The 20,282-nt window shown below is 76.2% G+C and carries 17 protein-coding genes; 13 read left to right on the top strand and 4 right to left on the bottom strand.

Annotation, left to right across the window (positions count from 1 at the left end; all coding sequences use genetic code 11):
* Positions 1-41 precede the first annotated feature (41 nt).
* A complete protein-coding gene (gene flgE, locus IEX99_RS08615; RefSeq protein ID WP_188899611.1) occupies positions 42-1,340 on the bottom strand; it encodes a flagellar hook protein FlgE in 1,299 nt (432 codons plus the stop codon).
* A 1,535-nt stretch (positions 1,341-2,875) separates the two neighbouring features.
* Here flgE and IEX99_RS08610 point away from each other — a divergent pair.
* From IEX99_RS08610 to flhA, 8 genes are all read left to right on the top strand, one after another.
* A complete protein-coding gene (locus IEX99_RS08610; RefSeq protein ID WP_188899610.1) occupies positions 2,876-3,325 on the top strand; it encodes a flagellar hook-length control protein FliK in 450 nt (149 codons plus the stop codon).
* 28 nt (positions 3,326-3,353) lie between these two features.
* A complete protein-coding gene (locus tag IEX99_RS08605; RefSeq protein WP_188899609.1) occupies positions 3,354-4,040 on the top strand; it encodes a flagellar hook assembly protein FlgD in 687 nt (228 codons plus the stop codon).
* 178 nt (positions 4,041-4,218) lie between these two features.
* The gene (fliF, locus tag IEX99_RS08600) at positions 4,219-5,910 is read left to right on the top strand and encodes a flagellar basal-body MS-ring/collar protein FliF (RefSeq protein ID WP_188899608.1); all 1,692 of its coding nucleotides are present in this window, start codon (positions 4,219-4,221) and stop codon (positions 5,908-5,910) included.
* A gap of 7 nt (positions 5,911-5,917) precedes the next feature.
* On the top strand, positions 5,918-6,910 hold the full coding sequence (gene fliG / locus IEX99_RS08595; RefSeq protein WP_188899607.1) for a flagellar motor switch protein FliG: 993 nt from the start codon (positions 5,918-5,920) through the stop codon (positions 6,908-6,910).
* Positions 6,911-6,913: 3 nt separating this feature from the next.
* On the top strand, positions 6,914-7,639 hold the full coding sequence (locus tag IEX99_RS08590) for a FliH/SctL family protein (protein ID WP_188899606.1): 726 nt from the start codon (positions 6,914-6,916) through the stop codon (positions 7,637-7,639).
* A 3-nt stretch (positions 7,640-7,642) separates the two neighbouring features.
* Positions 7,643-8,017 (top strand): flagellar motor switch protein FliN, encoded by a 375-nt coding sequence (gene fliN / locus IEX99_RS08585; RefSeq protein ID WP_229677885.1) that lies wholly within the window; start codon positions 7,643-7,645, stop codon positions 8,015-8,017.
* A 4-nt stretch (positions 8,018-8,021) separates the two neighbouring features.
* The gene (locus IEX99_RS08580; protein WP_188899605.1) at positions 8,022-9,449 is read left to right on the top strand and encodes a sigma-54 interaction domain-containing protein; all 1,428 of its coding nucleotides are present in this window, start codon (positions 8,022-8,024) and stop codon (positions 9,447-9,449) included.
* Positions 9,450-9,455: 6 nt separating this feature from the next.
* A complete protein-coding gene (gene flhA, locus IEX99_RS08575) occupies positions 9,456-11,525 on the top strand; it encodes a flagellar biosynthesis protein FlhA (RefSeq protein WP_188899604.1) in 2,070 nt (689 codons plus the stop codon).
* 16 nt (positions 11,526-11,541) lie between these two features.
* Here flhA and IEX99_RS08570 read toward each other — a convergent pair whose 3' ends face one another.
* Positions 11,542-12,294 carry an SDR family NAD(P)-dependent oxidoreductase gene (locus IEX99_RS08570; RefSeq protein WP_188899603.1) on the bottom strand — a complete coding sequence of 251 codons (753 nt, stop codon included), beginning with the start codon at positions 12,292-12,294 and terminating at the stop codon, positions 11,542-11,544.
* The gene (locus IEX99_RS08565; protein WP_188899602.1) at positions 12,291-13,652 is read right to left on the bottom strand and encodes a formimidoylglutamate deiminase; all 1,362 of its coding nucleotides are present in this window, start codon (positions 13,650-13,652) and stop codon (positions 12,291-12,293) included. The genes IEX99_RS08570 and IEX99_RS08565 overlap by 4 nt, the downstream gene beginning before the upstream one ends.
* A 46-nt stretch (positions 13,653-13,698) precedes the next feature.
* Between IEX99_RS08565 and hutU the strand changes: the two genes are divergently transcribed.
* The 5 genes from hutU (at position 13,699) to IEX99_RS08540 (ending at position 19,326) form a co-directional block, all read left to right on the top strand.
* Positions 13,699-15,375, top strand: a complete 1,677-nt coding sequence (gene hutU, locus IEX99_RS08560) for a urocanate hydratase (protein WP_188899601.1) — start codon at positions 13,699-13,701, stop codon at positions 15,373-15,375.
* On the top strand, positions 15,372-16,871 hold the full coding sequence (gene hutH, locus IEX99_RS08555) for a histidine ammonia-lyase (RefSeq protein ID WP_188899600.1): 1,500 nt from the start codon (positions 15,372-15,374) through the stop codon (positions 16,869-16,871). The genes hutU and hutH overlap by 4 nt, the downstream gene beginning before the upstream one ends.
* A gap of 2 nt (positions 16,872-16,873) precedes the next feature.
* A complete protein-coding gene (gene hutI, locus IEX99_RS08550) occupies positions 16,874-18,088 on the top strand; it encodes an imidazolonepropionase (protein ID WP_188899599.1) in 1,215 nt (404 codons plus the stop codon).
* On the top strand, positions 18,085-18,507 hold the full coding sequence (locus IEX99_RS08545; RefSeq protein ID WP_188899598.1) for a PaaI family thioesterase: 423 nt from the start codon (positions 18,085-18,087) through the stop codon (positions 18,505-18,507). The genes hutI and IEX99_RS08545 overlap by 4 nt, the downstream gene beginning before the upstream one ends.
* 126 nt (positions 18,508-18,633) lie before the next feature.
* On the top strand, positions 18,634-19,326 hold the full coding sequence (locus tag IEX99_RS08540; protein WP_229677884.1) for a CBS domain-containing protein: 693 nt from the start codon (positions 18,634-18,636) through the stop codon (positions 19,324-19,326).
* Here IEX99_RS08540 and cysQ read toward each other — a convergent pair.
* Positions 19,305-20,147 (bottom strand): 3'(2'),5'-bisphosphate nucleotidase CysQ, encoded by an 843-nt coding sequence (gene cysQ, locus IEX99_RS08535; RefSeq protein ID WP_188899597.1) that lies wholly within the window; start codon positions 20,145-20,147, stop codon positions 19,305-19,307. The two genes, IEX99_RS08540 and cysQ, sit on opposite strands and share 22 nt — an antisense overlap.
* Between the last annotated feature and the right edge of the window lie 135 nt (positions 20,148-20,282).

Below are 20,282 nucleotides of genomic sequence, written 5' to 3'. Positions count from 1 at the left end.
TCCGGGATTCCGGTTAACGCGACCTTGCCGGGCCGCGCCGGTCAGCGACGCATGTTGATCGTGTCCATCAGCATCTGGTCGGACGCCGACACGATCTGGGTGTTCGCGGTGTAGGCGCGCTGCGCGACGATCAGCTTCGACAGTTCGGTCGCGAGATCCACGTTCGAGCGCTCCACCGAGCCGACGGCGAGCTTCCCCGCGCCGTTCGAGGCCGCGTCGGACAGGCTCGCCTCGCCGCTCGCCATGGTCCGCATGAAGGCCTGGCCGTCGAGGCGCTCGAGCCGGTCCGGATCGGGGAAGGTGGCGATCGGCACGCGCGCGATGACGCGGCTCCGGCCGTTGTCGTAGGTGATCGCCACGTCGCCGTTCTCGCGGATCGCCATCGAGGAGTAGGCGCCGGGCGGCACGCCGTCCTGCGTCCAGTTGCGCACGCTGTACTCGCCGCCCGCGTACTGCGTGACGCCGCCGGCCTGGCCGAACACGCCGAGGTTCAGCGTGATGCTCTGCGGCCCCTGGCCGAAATCGGCGGCGAAGGTCAGCTCCGCCGGGGCGCCGGCGGCCGCGGGCACGATGCCGATGCTGCCGGTGGCGTTGGCGAACTCGCCGATCGTGCCGTCGGCCACCGGCGTGGCCGCGGCGCCGCCGAAGCGGACCTCCACCGTGCCCAGCGCGGCCGGCGCCGCCCCGGGCGCGCTGAGCGAGAGCGTCCAGGTGTTGGGCGCCGTCTGGGTCCAGTCGAGCGTGACCGTCTCCGGGCGGCCGAGGCTGTCGTAGACCTGGACCTGGCTCGTCATCGGCGTCGTGTCGGGATCGGCCGGCAGATTCGCCACCATGGCGACCCGGCCGGTCGGCACGGGATCGGAGACGAGCTGGCTCACCTGGATCGGCAGCAGCGCGCTGCGGTCGGGGTTGCCGGCGGCGTCCACGGCCCAGCCCTGCAGGTAGTAGCCGGCGCCGTTGACCAGGTAGCCGGCGTCGTTCAGCCGGAAGTCGCCCGCGCGCGTGTAGAACTGGCGCTCGTCGAACAGCGTCTGGCCGTTCCTCTCGCCGCGCGCCAGGGCGACCGAGAAGAAGCCCTGGCCGGCGATGGCGAGGGCGATCGGGTTCTCCGACTGCTCGACCGTGCCCTGGACGGTGTTGGTGTAGTCGGGGCGGGCGATCACCGAGCCTGGGCGATGCAGCGTGGCGCTGCTCTCGGTCAGCAGGTTCACGAAATTCGTGTCGGTGCGCTTGAAGCCGACGGTCTGGCTGTTGGAGACGTTGTCGGCGATGTGGCCGAGGGCACGCGACTGCGCGGTCAGGCCGCTGATCGCGGTGTTCATCGAGCCGAACAGGGACATGGCGGGCGGACCTCCGACGTGCGACGCGACGGGTCGCGACGCCGGCGGCCGCGCAAGCGCCGTGCCAGTGGCGGCCGCGTCTCGGAGGCCCGGCGTCCTCGCCGATGGCGCGCCGCGTCGTTCTCCGGCGGGCAAGGATTGCCGCCGCTGCGGCGCATCCTGCCGAGGCGCGGAGCCCAGGGGCGACGCACGGGCTGGCAGGCCTCTTGCACGTCCGGGGTTCGCGGGGCCGCCCGCCGAAGGCGCGGCGGGGCGGGTCGCCGCAGTCCGCGACCGGGCGGCGCTTGCGCCGCGCCCCATGGAGCCCGCCGATGGAACCCGCACCGACCCTGACGAACGCCACCGCGGCGAGGACGGTTGGAACCCCGTCGGCCGCGCCGGGCCCGTCCGCCGTGCTGGTCGCGCTCGGATCGGCTCCGGAGGGCGGATTCGCCGCGCTGCTGCGCGGCCTCGGCGCGCCGGACATGGAGGTCGCCGACACGCGGGAAGTGCGCGGCGGCCGCGGGCCGGCGCTCCTGCGCGCCGCGCGCGCGGCCATGGTCGAGGAGCCGCCGGTGCCTGCCGTGCCGCCACCGCCGGGCGGGGCGGTCGCCGGCGCCGCAGAAGCCCGACCAACCGCCGCGCCTTGCGGGGGGGAGGGGGAGGCGCGTCTGCCGGCGCCGGAGGCGTCCGAAGGTCGGCAGGCCCTCCTTGCGGCCGGGCCGAGCGCGGCCGGAGAGGGCCGGGCGCGCCCCGACGGGGACCCCCCACCCCCGCTGCGGCCGCGCATTGCCGATCCCCCGGCGCCACCCCCGCCGCCGCCGGCGATCCCCGCGGCGCCGGTGGCACCCCATCCGCCCGAGGCCGCGGCGGCGCGGTGGCTGCCCTCCGGCGACCCCATGCCCGCATCCGGCGACGCCCCGTCCGCCTCGCCGCCGCCGGGGGTGGTGCGCCCTGACGATCGGGCCGGGGCGCCCGGCCCGGCCCGGGAGCCCTCCCGGCCGATGCCGGAGCCGGGATCGGCGGCGCCCTTGCCCGGGGGCGGCACGGCCGTCGCCGCGGCGGCATCCATCGGGGCCGGAGCGAGCCGGTCCTCGGCCGCCGCGTCCGACGACGGCCAGGGACAGCGAGCGGCCGCGATCCGGCCTCGCGCCGGCGCCCCGGACCGTCCTGCGGCGGAAGGCGCCGCGCCGGCCGCCGCGCCTTCCGAGGATCCCGCCTTCCCCGCGGCCCCGGCGCTCGGAGGCCGGGCGACGGACGAGAGGGGCGCGAGCGGTGTTCCGGCCCCGCCGCCGCAGGACGACGCCACCATGGCGCCCGCTCTGCCGGCCGTCGCCCGGCCTCCGAGCGCCGGGGCCGGCGCGGCGATGCCGGCCGGCGCCGCGCCGTCCGTGCCCGCCGCCGGCGGTGCGCCGGAGTTCCCCCCGCTGCCCCTCGCCGCGGCCACCGGCTCCGGCACCCCCGCATCGGGATTCGCCGGCGCCGCCGAGGCTTCCGGGGCGCCGTCGTCCGGCGGAGCGGTCCCCGGACAGCGCCCGGCGCCGCCCGCCCGCCAGGTGGCGCCGGCCGTCGTCGCGCTCGGCCTCAAGGCGGGCGGAGCGGAAGGATCGGGCGCCGGCCGGATCGAATTGCTGCTCGAGCCCGCCGAGCTCGGCCGGGTGGAGATCCGCGTCGAGCCCCGCGGCGGCCCCGGAGAGACCACCGCCGTGCGGATCCTCGCCGAGCGGCCCGAGACCCTGGCCCTGCTCCAGCGCGACGCGCGCGAGCTGGACCGCGCGCTGACCCAGGCCGGCCTCGGCGGCGCCGACGGCCGCGGCCCGGGCGGCGGCTGCACGCTGAGCTTCGCGCTCGGCGACGGGGCGCGGCAGGGCTTCGGCGCGCACGGCGAGCGCGAGGGCGCGCCGTCCGGCACGCGGCGCGACCTCGCCGCGGCCGGCGCGTCCGCCGCGGCCGCCGCTCCGTCGCGCACCGGAGTCTCGCTCGCCCTGCTCGACATCGCCGTCTGATCCTGACCGCCGGAGGCCACCGCACCCCATGCCGACCATCCAGAACACCCCGTCCATCGCGTCGGCCACGGCCGCCGCCAACACCGGGCGCGGCCGGACCGGCGCGACGCTCGGCGACTTCAACGTCTTCCTCAGCCTGCTCACCACCCAGCTGCGCAACCAGAACCCGACCGAGCCCATGGACACCAACCGCATGACCCAGGAGCTCGCGATGTTCGCCTCGGTCGAGCAGCAGACCCTGATGAACGAGCAGCTCGAACGGCTCGTGGCCCTGCAGCAGGCGGCCCAGCTCACCGCGGCCGCTCCGCTGATGGGCCGGGTGGTCGAGGTCGAATCCGACCACCTGGCGCTTCAGGAGGGCATCGCCGTGCTGCGGCTGCCGCCCGCCGGCGCCGCGGCCGAGGCGCGCATCACGATCACCGACGCCGCCGGGCGCGTGCTGCGCGAGCAGCGCCTGCCGCTCGCCGTCGGGCAGCGGAGCGTGTGGAGCTGGGACGGGCGCGACGCCCAGGGCCGCCTCCTCCCGGACGGCGCCTACCAGGTGCGGGTCGAAGGGGCCACGCCCGAAGGCCAGACTCTCGGCCTCCTTCCCTTCACGGTGCTCGGTGTCGCCACCGCCGCGGAACGGCAGCAGGACGGCGTGCTGCGCCTGATGCTCGGCCCGCTCGCGGTCGGCTTCGAGAAGGTCCGCGGCATCGGCGACACGCTCGGCTGAGCGCCATCGCGGCGCGGCCGGCCGCCGCCTCGCGCCGCGCCTCGCCCGTTAACCGCCACGCAAGCGGGTCGCAGGCAAGACTTGCCGCGACGGCGGGACGAGGCCGGGGCGGGAGAGTGCGAGGGGGATGTCGGATGCGTCGGATCGGGGCGCTGGCGGCGCGCGGCAAGGCGGCGGCATGCGCGGCGGTGGCGTGATCGCGCAGCTGCGCGCGTTCGGGCCGGCGCGGCTCGCGGCGCTCGGCGGCGTCGCCGCGATGGTGCTGGCGCTGCTCGGCTGGCTCGTCCTGCGCGCCGGGGAGCCGCCGATGGGGCTGCTCTACGCCGACCTCGAGCCGCGCGACGCCGCCGCCGTGGTGCAGGCGCTGGAGCGCGCGGGGGTGCCCCATCGCATCGCCGCCGGCGGCGGGCAGGTGATGGCGCCGGAGGACCAGGTGCCGCGCCTGCGCCTGATGCTGGCGCGCGAGGGTCTGCCACACGGCGGCTCGCTCGGCGGCGGCGCGGTCGGCTACGAGATCTTCGACCGCGCGGAATCCCTCACCACCACGCCCTTCCAGCAGGACATGAACCGCGTCCGCGCGCTCGAGGGCGAGCTCGCGCGCACGATCCGCGGCCTCGCCGGCGTGCGCGCGGCGCGGGTGCACCTGGTGCTGCCGCGGCGCGAGGCCTTCTCGCGCGAGCGCGGCGAGGCGCAGGCGAGCGTGGTGCTCACCATGCAGGGCGCGCAGCGGCTCGACGGCGAGGGCGTGCAGGCGGTGCTGCACCTGGTCGCGACCGCGGTGCCGGGCCTGCGGCCGCAGAACGTCTCGATCGTCGACAGCCGCGGCGCGCTGCTCGCCCGCGGCGGCCAGGCGCTGTCCGCGGCGCAGTCGGCGCAGACGCAGGAGGAGATCAGGCGCGCGCAGGAGCTGCGCCTCGCCCGGGCGGTGGAGGAGATGCTCGAGCGCATCCTCGGGCCCGGCCGGGTACGTGCGGAGGCGGCGCTCGAGTTCGACTTCGACCGGGTGCAGACGACCGAGGAGCGGTTCGATCCGGACAACCAGGTCGCGCGCAGCCAGTCCAGCACCAGCGAGCAGACCCGCAGCACCGAGCCGGGGGCGGTGGGCGTCGCAGGCAACCTGCCCAATCCCGATCCCGCCGGCGCGGGCGCCGCGGGCAGCCTGGAGAACCGCCAGGAGGAGACGATCAACTACGAGATCGGCCGCACCACGCGCCAGGTGCTGCGCGAGGGGCCGGTGCTGCGCCGGCTCTCGGTCGCCGTGCTGGTGGACGGGGTGCGCGAGCCGCCCGCCGAGCCTGGCGGCGAGCCGGCCTTCCGCGAGCACAGCGCCGAGGAGCTGGCCCGCCTGACCGCGCTGGTGCGCAGCGCCGTCGGCTACGACGAGCGGCGGGGCGACCGCGTCGAGCTGGTCAGCATGCGCTTCGCCGACCCGCCCGACATGGCGGCGGAGCAGCCGAGCCGGCTCGAGCGCCTGCTGACCCCGGCCGTCGTCGCCCGGCTCGCCGAGAGCGGGCTGATCGCCCTGGTCGCGCTGGCGGCGATCCTGCTCGTCGCGCGCCCGATCGCCGGACGGTTGGCCATCGCGCTGGCCCCGCCGGCCGCGATCGGCGGCCTCGGCGCCGCGCCGGCCCTGGCGGCCCCCGGCGCGAGGGCCGGCGGGCCGAAGCTCTCCGCTCCGGACGCGGGCGCCGCGAATGCCGAAGCGTCCGCCGCCCTCCCCGAGCCCGACGAGGCCATGGTGCAGCTCGCCAATGTCGAGGGGCGGATGCGCGCCTCCTCGCTCGCCCGGATCGCCGAGCTGGCGGGCAGGCACCCGGACGAGACCCTCACCGTCCTGCGGCGCTGGCTGAGCCCCCAGGAGGACCGCTGAGACGGCCATGCGGCTCACCGGACAGCAGAAGGCCGCGGCGCTGATGCTCGCCCTCGGCGAGGAGAGGGCGGCGGACATCCTCTCGCGGATGCACGAGGACGAGATCCGCGACATCTCGGGCGCGATGGCCAACCTCGGCACCATCCCCGCGGCCGTGGTCGAGGACCTGTGCCGCGAGTTCGCCGAGAGCATCGGCCAGACCGGGGCCCTCACCGGCTCCTGGGAGAGCACGGAGCGCCTGCTGATGCGCTCGCTGCCGCGGGAGCGCGTACTTCAGATCATGGAGGAGATCCGCGGTCCCGCCGGCCGCACCATGTGGGACAAGCTGGGCAACGTGAACGAGGCGGTGCTCGCCACCTACCTGAAGAACGAGTATCCGCAGACGGTCGCGGTGGTGCTCTCCAAGGTGAAGCCGGATCACGCCGCGCGCGTGCTCGCCCTGCTGCCCGAGGCCTTCGCGATGGAGGTGGTGATGCGCATGCTGCGCATGGACACCATCCAGAAGGACGCGCTGGAAGGGCTCGAGCGCACGCTGCGGACCGAATTCATGTCCAACCTCGCGCGCGGGCACCGCCGCGATGCGCACGAGATGCTGGCCGAGATCTTCAACAACCTCGATCGCCAGGCCGAGGCACGCATCCTCGGCGCGCTCGAGGAGCGCAACCGCGAGGCGGCCGAGCGCATCCGGTCCCTGATGTTCACCTTCGAGGACCTCCAGCGCCTCGACGGCCCCGCGCTGCAGGCGCTGCTTCGGGAGGTGGAGAAGGACCAGCTCGTGCTCGCCCTCAAGGGCGCGAGCGAGGCGCTGCGCGACCTGTTCCTGCGGAACATGACGGAGCGCGCCGGGAAGCTGCTCCGCGACGACCTCGCCATGCTCGGCCCCGTCCGCCTGCGCGACGTGGACGAGGCGCAGGCGGCGATCGTCGCCACCGCCAAGGAGCTCGCGGCGCGCGGCGAGATCACGCTGCGCGACGGGCGCGACGAAGTCATGGTGTACTGACCGGTGGCCGCGCCCTTCGAGCCGATCCATGCGCCCCGCGACCGGCAGGCCGGCGCCTTCGCCGCCACGGCCCTGCTCCCGCCCGTCGGGCGGAATTGCGGGCCAGGGCACGGGGATCACGGGCGGCCGGGTGGATGGCTGGCGGCGGCGGCGGCGGAGAGCGCCGCCCTGCGAGAGGCCGAGGCCGCCGCGGCCGAGCGGGCCGCCGCCGCGCACGCGGCGGGGCGGGCGGAGGGCTTCGCGGCGGGCCGTGCCGCCGGCCTGGCCGAGGCGGCGGAGCGTGACGCCGCCCGGCTCGCCGCGGCGGCCGAGGCCACCGCAGCCGCGTTGCGCGACGCCTCGGCTGCCGCCCGCGCCGCGGCGGAGGCGCATGCCGAGGAGGTGGCGGAGGCGCTGGCGCGGCTGCTGCTCGCGGCGCTCGATGCCGCGCTGCCGGGGGCGGCCGCCGACGGTGCCGCGGCGCCGTCCCGCCTCGCGGCCCTGATCGCGGCGCTGCGCCCCGCCCTCGCGGAGGAGCCGCGCGTCCTCGTGCGTGTTGCGCCCGATCTCGCCGCCGCGCTCGCGGCGCATCTCGCCCCGCTCGACGCGCGCTTCGAGGTAATGGCGGACGAGGCGCTCGCCCCCGGCGACGCGCGGCTGGAGTGGCGCGGCGGGTCTGCGGAAGCGGTTCTGGAAAGACGGCGGCGTGCGGTGCGTGCGGCGCTCGCCGCGATGGGCCTGGAGGGTTAGGGGATGACGACGGTCGGCGGGGTCGGTGGACCGGGCGGCGAGTTCGAGGCGGCGGGGACCGCCGTGGCGCCGGACGCGGCGGAGCAGCCGCCGGCCCCGCCACGGGCGGCCGCGGGCGCCACGCCGGCGCGCGAGCTCGGCGCGGTCTACGACATCCCGGTCCAGGTTAGCGCGGTGCTCGGCCGCGCGACCATCCAGGTCTCGCAGCTCCTCAAGCTCGGCCGCGGCGCCGTCGTCGAGCTCGACCGCAAGCTCGGCGAGGCGGTGGACATCTACGTCAACAATCGCCTGGTCGCGCGCGGCGAAGTGGTGCTGGTGGAGGACAACCGCCTCGGCGTCACCATGACCGAGATCGTCAAGGCCGACCGGGGCGGGTGATCCGATGCCGCGGCTGCTGATCGTCGGCTCGCTCGAGGGCGAGCTTGGGCAGGCGGCGCGGATCGCTGCGGCGCGCGGCGCGACGCTCGCCCAGGTGGAAGGCGCGGCGGCCGCGCTCGAGCGGCTGCGCGCGGACGGCGCCGACCTGGTGCTGTGCGACGTGCGGCACGACGTCGCCTGGCTGATCGGCGCCATGGCGGGCGAGCGCATCGCCTGTCCGGTCGTCGCCTGCGGCCGCAACAGCGACGCCGCGGCGGCGGTGCGTGCGATCCAGGCCGGCGCCAAGGAGTTCCTGCCCCTGCCGCCGGAGCCCGACCTGATCGCGGCGATGCTGCAATCCGTCGCCGGCGAGCCGGACCGACCGGTGCACCAGGACCCGGCGAGCGCGGCGCTGCTCGCGCGCGCCGCCCAGATCGCGCGCGCCGAGGCAAGCGTGCTGATCACCGGGGAGAGCGGCACCGGCAAGGAGGTCCTGGCGCGCCACATCCACGCCGCCTCGCGCCGCGCCCGCGGGCCGTTCGTCGCCCTCAACTGCGCGGCGCTGCCCGAGAGCCTGCTCGAAAGCGAGCTGTTCGGCCACGAGAAGGGCGCCTTCAGCGGCGCCGTCGCGGCGCGCAAGGGCAAGTTCGAGCAGGCGCAGGGCGGCACCCTGCTGCTCGACGAGATCGGCGAGATGGACCCGCGGCTGCAGGCCAAGCTCCTGCGCGCGATCCAGGAGCGCGAGATAGACCGCCTCGGCGGCACGCAGCCGGTGAAGGTGGACGTGCGCATCCTCGCCGCCACCAACCGCGACCTGGCGCAGGAGGTGGCGCGCGGCCGCTTCCGCGAGGACCTCTACTTCCGCCTCAACGTGGTGCGGCTGCGCATCCCGCCGCTGCGCGAGCGCCCCGCCGACATCCTGCCGCTCGCCGAGCACTTCGCGCGCCGCTACGCCGACGCCAACGGGCTGCCGCGGCGCGGCTTCTCGCCGGCGGCGCGCGCGGCGCTGCTCGCCCACCCCTGGCCCGGCAACGTGCGGGAGCTGGAGAACGCGGTGCACCGCGCGGTGCTGCTCGCCGAGGGCGAGGAGATCGGCGCGGCGGCGATCGAGCTCGGCGAGGGCGCGGCCCCGGCCGCGCCGGCCGCAGCCATTCCCGTCGCCGCCGCACCCACCGCCCCCGCCACGCCTGTCGCCGCCCTGGTCGGGCACCGCGTCGAGGAGGTCGAGCGCGCGCTGATCCTCGAGACCCTGTCGCACTGTCTCGGCAACCGCACCCGCGCGGCGGAGATGCTGGGCATCTCGATCCGCACCCTGCGCAACAAGCTCAACGAGTACCGCGGCCTCGGCCTCGCCGTGCCGCCGGCGCCGGGCCATCTCGTGCCGCCGGCGCCGGGCCATCTCGTGCCGCCGGCGGCGCCGGCGGGGGTGGCGAGCGGGCACGGGACGGGCTGACCGGCGATGCCCGCGCTCGCCTTCCCCGCCTGGCTCTCGGCCGCGCGCCCGGGAACGGATGTCGGGCTCGCCCTCGGCGTCGCGGCGCTGCTCGCGGTGCTGGTGGTGCCGCTGCCGCCCCTGCTGCTCGACGCGGGGCTGGCGCTGTCGATCACGCTCGCCGTGCTGGTGCTGATGACGGCGCTGTTCCTGCACCGCCCCCTCGACTTCACCTCCTTCCCCCAGCTCCTGCTGCTGACGACGCTGCTGCGCCTCGCGCTCAACGTCGCCACCACCCGGGCCATCCTGACCCAGGGGCACGAGGGGCCGGCGGGGGTGGGCCATGTCGTCTCGGCCTTCGGCCGCTTCCTCATGGGCGGCGACCTGGTGGTGGGGATGATCGTCTTCGCCATCCTGCTGGTGGTGAACTTCATGGTCGTCACCAAGGGCTCCGGCCGCATCGCCGAGGTGGCGGCGCGGTTCAGCCTGGACGCCCTGCCCGGCAAGCAGATGGCGATCGATTCCGACCTCTCCGCCGGCCTCGTGGACGAGGCGGAGGCGAAGCGCCGCCGCAAGGAGCTGGAAGAGGAGACGGGCTTCTACGGCGCGATGGACGGCGCCGCGAAATTCGTGCGCGGCGACGCGATCGCGGGCCTCGTCATTACCTTAATCAACCTGATCGGCGGCCTCGCGATCGGGGTGATGCGCCACGGCATGGCCCTTGCCGACGCCGCGGGAACCTTCGCCCTGCTCACCGTCGGCGACGGTCTGGTCACCCAGATCCCGGCGCTGCTGGTCTCGGTCGCAGCCGGCATCGTCGTCACCAAGGGCGGCGTCGAGGGCAGCGCGGACAAGGCGCTGGTCGGCCAGCTCGGCGGCGGTTCGAAGCCGCTCGCCATCGCCGCCGGCGCGGCCGGGGTGATGGCGCTGCTGCCGGGGATGCCGCTGCTGCCCTTCCTCGCCCTCTCCGGCGCCGCCGGCACCGCCGCCTGGTTCCGGCGCGAGGCCGAGCGCCGCGCCGCCGCGCAGCCCGACCCCGCGCCGCTTCCCGCCACGGCGCAGGAACTGCCGATCGGCGAGACGCTGCGGATCGACCTGCTGCGGCTCGAGCTCGGCTACGGCCTCCTCTCGCTCGCCGCCGGCGAGGCGCCGCGCCTGACCGAGCAGATCCGCGGCCTGCGCCGCTCCATCGCGCAGGAGATGGGGTTCGTCCTGCCCGCCGTGCGCATCCAGGACAACCTCCAGCTCGACCCCGACACCTACGTCATCCGCATCAAGGAGATCGAGGCCGGGCGCGGCCGGCTGCGTCCGCCGCTCCACCTCGCCATCGATCCCGCGGGCGGCGTGCCGCCGCTCCCCGGCGAGCGGGTGAACGAGCCGACCTTCGGCCTGCCCGCGCTCTGGATCGAGGAGTCGCGGCGCGACGAGGCGCTGGCGCGCGGCTGCACCGTGGTGGACGCCGCCGGCGTGCTCGCCACCCACCTGACCGAGGTGGTGCGCGAGAACATGGCCGAGCTCCTCTCCTACGCCGAGACGCAGAAGCTGCTCGACGAGCTCCCGCGCGAGCAGCAGAAGCTGGTCGCCGACCTGATCCCGGCGCAGATCACCGTCGGCGGCGTGCAGCGCGTGCTGCAGGCGCTGCTCGCCGAGCGGGTCTCGATCCGCGACCTGCCGACCATCCTCGAGGGCATCCAGGAGGCCACCACCGCCGGGCTGCGCGCCCTGCCCGCGATCCTCGCCGTGGTGCGCCAGCGCCTGGCGCGCCAGATCTCGGAGGCGGCGCGCGGCCCGCAGGGCTACATCGCGATGGTCACCCTCTCGCCCGAATGGGAGCAGGCCTTCGCCGAGGCGCTGATCGGCCCGCCGGAGGAGCGCCAGCTCGCCATGGCGCCCTCGCAGCTCTCCGCCTTCATGCAGCGCCTGCGCGAGGTCTTCGACGCCGCCACCGCCGCCGGCGAGGCGCCGGTGCTGGTCTGCTCCGGCGGCCTGCGCGCGCACCTCCGCGCGATCGCCGAGCGCTTCCGCCCCGCGACCCAGGTCCTGGCCCAGGGCGAGATCCACCCCCGCGCGCGCATCCGCACCGTGGGGAGCATCTGACCCGACGGCCGGATGGTCAGTGGAGGATGTCGCCGCCGTTCGGCGAGAGGCAGGCGCCGACGTAGAACGCGCCGCCCGGCCCGGCGAGCAGCAATGCGGTCTCCGCGATCTCCTCCGGGCGGCCGAGCCGGCCGGCGGGCAGCGCCGCCTCGATCGCGCGCCGCCATTCCGCGCCGCGCGCGCGCGTGAGGTCGGTGTCCACGGGGCCGGGCGCGATGGCGTTCACGCGGATGCCCTTCGGCGCCGCCTCCAGCGCCAGCGCGCGGGTGAAGCCGAGGACCGCCGCCTTCGCCGTGACATAGGGCGCGACCCCGGCCCCGCCCTTCAGCGCGAGCTGCGAGGAGAGGGTGATGATCCGCCCCCGCCCGCGCGCCGCCATGCCCGGATAGACCGCCCGGCAGGCGGCGATCGTGCCCTTGAGGTGCACGGCGAGCAGGCGGTCGAACACGGAATCGTCCAGCGTCTCGAAGGCGCCGCGGATGTTGATCCCGGCGTTGCAGACGAGGATGTCGGTCGGGCCGAGCGTCGCCTCCGCCTCGGCGATCGTGGCGCGCAGCGCGGCGGCGTCGGCCACGTCGCAGGCGCGCGCGAAGCCGCGGCGGCCGGCGGCGGCGATGGCGCGCGCCGTCTCCGCCGCGCCCTCCGCGTCGTCGAGGTGGCAGAAGCCGACGTCGGCGCCGGCGCGGGCGAAGGCGCGCGCGATCGCGCCGCCGATGCCGCGGCTGCCGCCGGTGATGAACGCGACCTGTCCCTGCAGCGTGTTGCTCATGCCCACAGCCTCCGCATCGCCCGGGCGAACGCCTCGCCGATCTCGAGCCGCGCGACGTGCCGCCCCGCCTCCACCACCGCGCGTCCGCCGCAGACCACGGTGCGCACGGGATTCCCCTGGCCGGCGAACACCCAGGCGTCGAGCAGCGCATCGCCCTCCCGCCCGACCAGCGCCGGGTGCTCGGGATCGAGCTCCACCAGGTCGCAGCGCAGCCCCGGCGCGATGGCGCCGAGCCCGCGCCCGCTCGCCTGCGCCCCGCCCGCCAGCGCCGCCTCCAGCAGCGCGCGGCCGGGATGCGGCCGCGCCGCGTCGGCGGCGACGGCGCGCGCCTGCAGGGCGAGGCGCTGGCTCGTCTCCAGCTGCCGCAGCTCGTCGCGCGGCGCGACGCCGACATGGCTGTCGGTGCCGACGCCGAACCGCCCGCCGGCGGCGCGCCAGGCCGGCAGCGGGAAGATCCCGTCGCCGAGATTGGCCTCGGTCGTCGGGCAGAGCCCCGCCACGGCGCCGGTGGCGGCGAGATCGCGCGTCTCCGCCGCGTCCATGTGCGTGGCGTGGACCACGCACCAGCGCGCGTCCACCGGCGCGTGGTCGAGCAGCCAGCGCACCGGCCGCGCGCCGGTCGCGGCGAGGCACTCCTCCACCTCGCGCGCCTGTTCGGCCGCGTGGATGTGGATCGGCCCCTCGGCGCCGGCGACGGCGCCGAGCATCTCCGGCGTCACCGCGCGCAGCGAATGCGGCGCGAGGCCCGCGGCGGCCTGCGGATCGCCGGCCACCGCCGCGCGCACCCCCTCGACGATGCGCGCGAAGCCGTCGAGGTCGTTGAGGAAGCGCCGCTGCCCCGGCGCCGGCTCGCGGCCGAAGATCCCGCCGTGGCGGTAGAGGCTCGGCAGCAGCGTGATGCCGATCCCGGCGGCGCGCGCCGCGGCGAGGTGCCGCTTCGCCATCTCCGCCGGATCGTCGTAGGGCGTGCCGTCCGGCCGGTGGTGCAGGTAGTGGAACTCGCAGACGGCGGTGAAGCCCCCCTCCAGCAGCTCGGCATAGAGCTGCGCCGCCACCGCCTCCGCGTCCTCCGGCGTCAGGCGCGCGACGAAGCGGTACATCGTCTCGCGCCAGGTCCAGAAGCTGTCGCGCCCCTCGGGCGAGCGCCGCTCCGCGCCGCCCGCCATGGCGCGCTGGAAGGCGTGCGAGTGCAGGTTCGGCACGCCCGGGATCACGGCCCCGCGCAGCCGCCGCGCCCCGCCGGGCGGGGCGCCGGGGAGGACCGCCGTGATCCAGCCCGCCGCGTCGGCCTCGATCCGCACGTCGGCCGCCCAGCCGGCGGGCAGCAGGGCGGCCCGGGCGAAGAACGCCGTCGTCATGCGACTGTGCTTTGCCCTCCCGCCGGCCGTGGCTAGGCTGCCACGCATGGCCGATCCCGCGCGCTTCCGCAACGCCCCCGCCATCCGCGCCCCGCGCGGCCCGGAGATCACCTGCCGCTCCTGGCAGACCGAGGCCGCGCTGCGCATGCTGATGAACAACCTGGACGACGAGGTGGCGGAACGCCCCGGCGAGCTGGTCGTCTATGGCGGCATCGGCCGCGCCGCGCGCGACTGGCGGAGCTACGAGACGATCGTCTCGGTCCTGCGCCGGCTGCGCGAGGACCAGACGCTGCTCGTCCAGTCCGGCAAGCCGGTCGGCGTGTTCGGGACGCACCCGGACGCGCCGCGGGTGCTGATCGCCAACTCCAACCTGGTGCCGCGCTGGGCCACCTGGGAGCACTTCCACGAGCTCGACCGCAAGGGCCTGATGATGTACGGGCAGATGACGGCCGGCTCGTGGATCTACATCGGCAGCCAGGGGATCATCCAGGGCACCTACGAGACCTTCGCCGAGGCCGGGCGCCGGCACTACGGCGGCGACCTCTCCGGCCGCTGGATCCTGACCGCGGGGCTCGGCGGCATGGGCGGGGCGCAGCCGCTCGCCGGCGTGTTCGCCGGCGCCTCCGTCCTCGCCGTGGAGTGCCAGCCGAGCCGCATCGAGCGGCGGCTGGAGACGGGATACCTCGACCACCGCGCCGACGCCCTCGACACGGCGCTGGCGATGATCCGCCGGGCCTGCGCGGAGAGGCGCGCGATCGGCGTCGGCCTGCTCGGCAACGCGGCCGAGGTCCTGCCGGAGCTGGTGCGCCGCGGCGTCAGGCCCGACATCGTCACCGACCAGACCAGCGCCCACGATCCGGCGAACGGCTACCTCCCCGCCGGCTGGACGCTGGCGCAGTGGGAGGAGATGCGCGCGCGCGATCCCGCCGCCGTCGCCGCCGCGGCGCGGAAATCCATGGTGCGGCACGTGCGGGCGATGCTCGACTTCCAGCGCATGGGCGCGGCGGTGTTCGACTACGGCAACAACATCCGCCAGATGGCGAAGGACGAGGGGCTCGCCGACGCCTTCGCCTTCCCGGGCTTCGTCCCCGCCTACATCCGCCCGCTGTTCTGCCGCGGCGTCGGCCCCTTCCGCTGGGTCGCCCTCTCCGGCGATCCCGAGGACATCCGCCGCACCGACGAGGCGGTGCGCGAGCTGATCCCCGACGATCCGCACCTGCACCGCTGGCTCGACATGGCCCGCGCGCGCATCGCCTTCCAGGGCCTGCCCGCGCGCATCTGCTGGGTCGGCCTCGGCCAGCGCGACCGGCTCGGCCTCGCCTTCAACGAGATGGTCGCGCGCGGCGCGCTGAAGGCGCCCATCGTGATCGGCCGCGACCACCTCGATTCCGGCTCCGTCGCCTCGCCGAACCGCGAGACGGAGGGGATGCTGGACGGCTCCGACGCGGTCTCCGACTGGCCGTTCCTCAACGCGCTGCTCAACACCGCCTCCGGCGCCACCTGGGTGAGCATCCACCACGGCGGCGGCGTCGGCCTCGGCTATTCGCAGCACGCCGGCATGGTGATCGTCTGCGACGGCACCGAGGCGGCGGCGCGGCGCCTCCGGCGCGTGCTGTGGAACGACCCGGCCAGCGGCGTGATGCGCCACGCCGACGCCGGCTACGAGGCCGCCATCGCCTGCGCCCGCGCGCACGGGCTCGACCTGCCGATGCTCGGCGCATGATCGCCCCCGGCGCCGCCACCCTCGCGCAGTTGCGCACGGTGATGGAGGGGGCGCGGCTCGACCTCGCCCCCGGCTGGCGCGCGGCGACCGAGGCCGGCGCCGCCGCCGTCGCCGCGCACCTGACCACCGGCGAGACGCTCTACGGGATCAACACCGGCTTCGGGAAGCTCGCCTCCACGCGCATCCCGCCGGATCACCTGGCGCAGCTCCAGCTCAACCTGCTGCGCAGCCACGCCGCCGGCACCGGGGCGCTGCTGCCGCCGCCCGTGGTGCGCCTCGTCCTCGCGCTGAAGGCGCTCTCGCTCGCCCGCGGCGCCTCCGGCGTGCGGCCGGAGGTCGTGGAGGCGCTGCTCGCCCTGCTGAACAACGACGTGCTGCCGGCGATCCCCTCCAAGGGTTCGGTCGGCGCCTCCGGCGACCTCGCCCCGCTCGCGCATCTCGCCCTCGTGCTCGTCGGCGAGGGCGAGGCCTTCGCCGACGATTCCGTGCTCGGCGGCGCCGAGGCGATGGCGCGCGCGGGCGTCGCCCCGCTCACGCTCGGCCCGAAGGAGGGGCTCGCGCTGCTCAACGGCACGCAGGTCTCGACCGCGCTCGCGCTCGCCGCGCTGTTCGCGGCGGAGACCCTGCTGCGCACCGCCCTCGTCGCCGGCGCGATGAGCCTCGAGGGCGCGAGGGGCAGCGACACCCCCTTCGATCCGCGCATCCACGCGCTGCGCGGCCATCCGGGCCAGGTCCGCGCCGCCGCCGCGCTGCGCGCGCTGCTCGCCGGCAGCGCCATCCGCGAGAGCCACCGGGCCGGCGATGCGCGCGTGCAGGACCCCTATTCGCTGCGCTGCCAGCCCCAGGTCGCCGGCGCCTGCGCCGACCTCCTCGCCCACGCCGCGCAGGTGCTGGAGCGCGAGGCGAACGCCGTCACCGACAACCCGCTGGTCGTCGAGGGCGGCGCGATCCTCGCGGGCGGCAATTTCCACGCCGAGCCCGTGGCCTTCGCCGCCGACGCGATCGCCCTCGCCCTCGCCGAGCTCGGCGCGATCAGCGAACGGCGCACCGCCCTGCTCATGGACCCCGCGCTCTCCGGCCTGCCCGCCTTCCTGGTGCGGGAGGGCGGACTCAATTCCGGCTTCATGCTCGCGCAGATCACCGCGGCCGCGCTGGTCGCCGAGAACCGCGCCCTCGCCGTGCCGCGCAGCACCGACAGCCTGCCCACCAGCGCCAACCAGGAGGACCACGTCAGCATGGCGACCGGCGCCGCGCTGCGCCTCGCCGAGATGGCCGACAACCTCGCCGGCATCCTCGCCATCGAGCTGCTCGCCGCGGCGCAGGCGATCGAGTTCCATCGCCCGCTGCGCTCCTCCGCCCCCCTCGAGTCGGCGCACGCGCTGGTCCGCGGCGCCGCCCTGCCCTGGGTCGAGGACCGCGTGCTCGCCCCCGACATCGCCGCGGTGAAGGCGCTGGTCGAGCGCGGCGAATTCGCCGCCCTCGCGGAGTGGCCCTGACCGTGCCCGGCGCGCGCTTCGACCGCGTCTGGCTGAACGCCCGCCTCGCCACGATGGACGGGCCGCCCGGCGACCCGCTCGGCGCGATCGAGGACGGCGCCCTCGCCGCCAGGGACGGCCGCATCGCCTGGCTCGGCCGCCGCGCCGACCTGCCCGGCCCGGCCGCGCAGACGACGGATTGCCGCGGCGCCTGGATCCTGCCCGGCCTGATAGACTGCCACACCCACCTCGTCTTCGCCGGCGACCGCGCGGCGGAGTTCGAGCGGCGCCTCGCGGGCGCGAGCTACGAGGAGATCGCCAAAGCCGGCGGCGGCATCCTCGCCACGGTGCGCGCGACGCGCGAGGCGGAGGAGGACCGGCTGCTGCGCGCCGCGGAACCCCGCCTGCGCGCCCTGATGGCCGAGGGCGTCACCACCGTCGAGATCAAGTCCGGCTACGGCCTCGACCTCGCCACCGAGCTGCGCCAGCTCCGCGTCGCCCGCCGGCTCGCGGCGGAGGAGCCGGTCTCGGTCGCCACCACGCTGCTCGCCGCCCACGCGACGCCGCCCGAATACGCCGGCCGCCGCGCCGACTACGCCGCGCACGTCGCGCGCGAGATCGTCCCCGCCGCCGCCGCCTCCGGCCTCGCCGACGCCGTGGACGCCTTCCTCGACTCCGCGATCGCCTTCACCGCGGAGGAGACGGCGCAGGTGCTCGACGCCGCCCGCGCGCACGGGCTGCCGGTGAAGCTGCACGCCGACCAGCTCCGCGACGACGGCGGCGCGGCGCTCGCCGCGCGCCACGGGGCCCTCTCCGCCGATCACCTCGAATACGCGAGCCCCGAGGGCCTCGCCGCGATGGCCCGCGCCGGCACGGTCGGCGTGCTGCTGCCCGGCGCCTTCCACTTCCTCGGCGAACGGCGCCGCCCCGACATCGCGGCGATGCGCGCCGCCGGCTTGCGCCTCGCGGTCGCGACCGACATGAATCCCGGCTCCTCCCCGGCATTGTCGCTGCTGCTGATGCTCAACCTCGCCTGCACCCTGTTCCGCCTCACCGTCGCCGAGGCCCTGCTCGGCGTCACGCGCCATGCCGCGGCGGCGCTCGGCCTCGACGACCGCGGCCGGCTCGCGCCCGGGCTGCGCTGCGACCTGGCGCTCTACCGGATCGGCCGTCCGGCCGAACTCTGCTACTGGATCGGCGGCAATCCCTGCGTCGGCCGCGTGGTCGGCGGGCGATGAGCGGTCCCGACGCCGCCGAGATCCGGCGCATCCTCCACGCCGGCGTCCCGTTGGCCGAGGCCTGGGGCGTCGAGGTGCTGGAGGCGGCGGAGGGACGCGCCCTGCTGCGCCTGCCCCCCTCCCCCGTGCTGCTGCGCCCGGGCGGCACCGTCTCCGGCCCGGCGATGATGGGGCTCGCGGACATGGCCGTGTGGTGCGCCCTGCTTTCCCTCACCGGCGGGCGGGACGAGAGCCTGACCGCGAACCTCGCGATCAACTTCCTCCGCCGCCCCGGCGCGGCGGCGCTGCTCGCCGAGGCGCGCGTGCTGCGCCGCGGCCGCCTGCCCTTCGCCGAGGCCTGGCTGCGCGCCGAGGACGCGGCGGAGCCCTGCGCCCACGTTACCACCACCTGGGCGGCGGTGACGCGGCCACCGCGCTGAGGCCGTCCGGACGCGGACGGTCCGGCGCGGCCCTCCCCGCGGCGGTCGCGGTTGCGCCGGGTCAAGGCGGCCCGCTATCACGCCCGCCAAGACGACGCTACGCCACCCAGCCGGAGGACGCCGCCCATGCGCGCCCGCGACCTGATGACCACCTCGCTCGTCACCATCCCGCCGGACGCGCCCGTCGAGGCCGTGGCGCGCGTGCTCTCGGACCGCGGCATCTCCGGCGCGCCGGTGGTGGACTCCTCGGGCAGGCTGCTCGGCATGGTCACGGAGGGCGACCTCATACGCCGGCTCGCCGCGGTGGAGGACCGGCCGAAGAGCTGGTTCGTCGGCCTGTTCCAGTCCGCCGAGGCGCAGGCCGCGCGCTACGCCCGCACCCGTGGCCGAAAGGCGCGCGACGTGATGACGACCGACCTCGTCACCGTCACCGAGGACACGCCGGTCGAGCACATCGCCCATCTCATCGAGGAGAAGAACATCCGCCGCGTTCCGGTGGTGCGCGACGGCAAGCTCGTGGGCGTGGTCTCGCGCGCCGACCTGCTGCGCGCCCTCGTCGCCCCGCCCCAGTCGATCTCCGCCGAGGCGCCGGACTCGCGCATCCGCGTCCAGCTCGTGCAGGCGATGCGCGAGCAGCCATGGGTGGACACCTACTTCATCTTCCCCGAGGTCAAGGACGGCATCGTCACCTTCTACGGCTTCTGCCGCTCGGAGACGGTCAAGCAGGGCCTGCGCGTGCTCGCCGAGGGCGTGCCGGGCGTGAAGGAGGTGCGGTTCGAGACGGAGGCGGCGCCCGCCTACATCGTCGGCGCGCCCTGACCGGCCGCCGCGGCGGCGGCACCTCCGCCCCCACCCCACGCGACGAAGGGGCCGTTGCGGAACCCCGCGGCGTGCTTGCCGTAGAGGAATGCCGCCCCGTCCGGCGTCGCGACCCGCCCCCCGGCGGCGACGAGCACGGCGTGGCCGGCGGCGGTGTCCCACTCCATGGTCGGGCCGAAGCGCGGATAGACGTCGGCCTCGCCTTCGGCGACGAGGCAGAACTTCAGCGACGAGCCGATCGAGCGGCAGCTGGCGATCGGCAGCCGCGCGAGGAAGGCGTCGGTTTCGGCGTCGCGGTGGGAACGGCTGGCGACCGCGACGAGGCCCTCGGCCGGAACCGGGCGGACGCGGATCGGCGTGCCCCGCGCGGCGCCGGCCTCGCGCCGCTCCGCCTGCCCGGCGACGACGTCGCCGAGCCAAAGCCGCCCCTGCAGCGCCGGCGCGAGCACCACGCCCAGCACGGGCCGGGCGTCCTCGATGAGCGCGATGTTGACCGTGAACTCGTCGGTCCGGCCGAGGAATTCGCGCGTGCCGTCCAAGGGATCCACCAGGATGAAGCGACGGCCCGGCGGCGGCGCGCCAGCGCCGGCGCCCTCCTCCGAGAGCACCGGGATGTCCGGGCAGAGCGCCGCCAGCCCGGCGGTGATCGCCTCCTCGGCCGCGAGGTCCGCCTCGGTCAGCGGGGTGCCGTCGGCCTTGGCGGCGGCCCCGACCGGCGCGGCGCCGGAATAGATCGCCATGATCCGATCGCCTGCGCGGCGCGCGATCCGCGCGAAGCCTTCCAGGAGCCGGGAACGGTCCGGCGCGTTCGCTCCTCTCATCCGGCCTGGACCCTTTCCTTGTTTCCTTGGCGAGACTTGCGGTCGTGCCGCGGGCGTGAGATACGCGCCCTGCGCTAGTTGAACAATGCCCTGCACTATTCAGCGTCGAGGATCGCCCGGCGACACGGTCGCCGG

The sequence above is a fragment of the Caldovatus sediminis genome, from assembly GCF_014644455.1.
GTDB classification, from domain to species: domain Bacteria; phylum Pseudomonadota; class Alphaproteobacteria; order Acetobacterales; family Acetobacteraceae; genus Caldovatus; species Caldovatus sediminis.
Note: the sequence above shows the minus strand (reverse complement) of the source record. Positions and strands in the feature narration are given on the sequence as shown.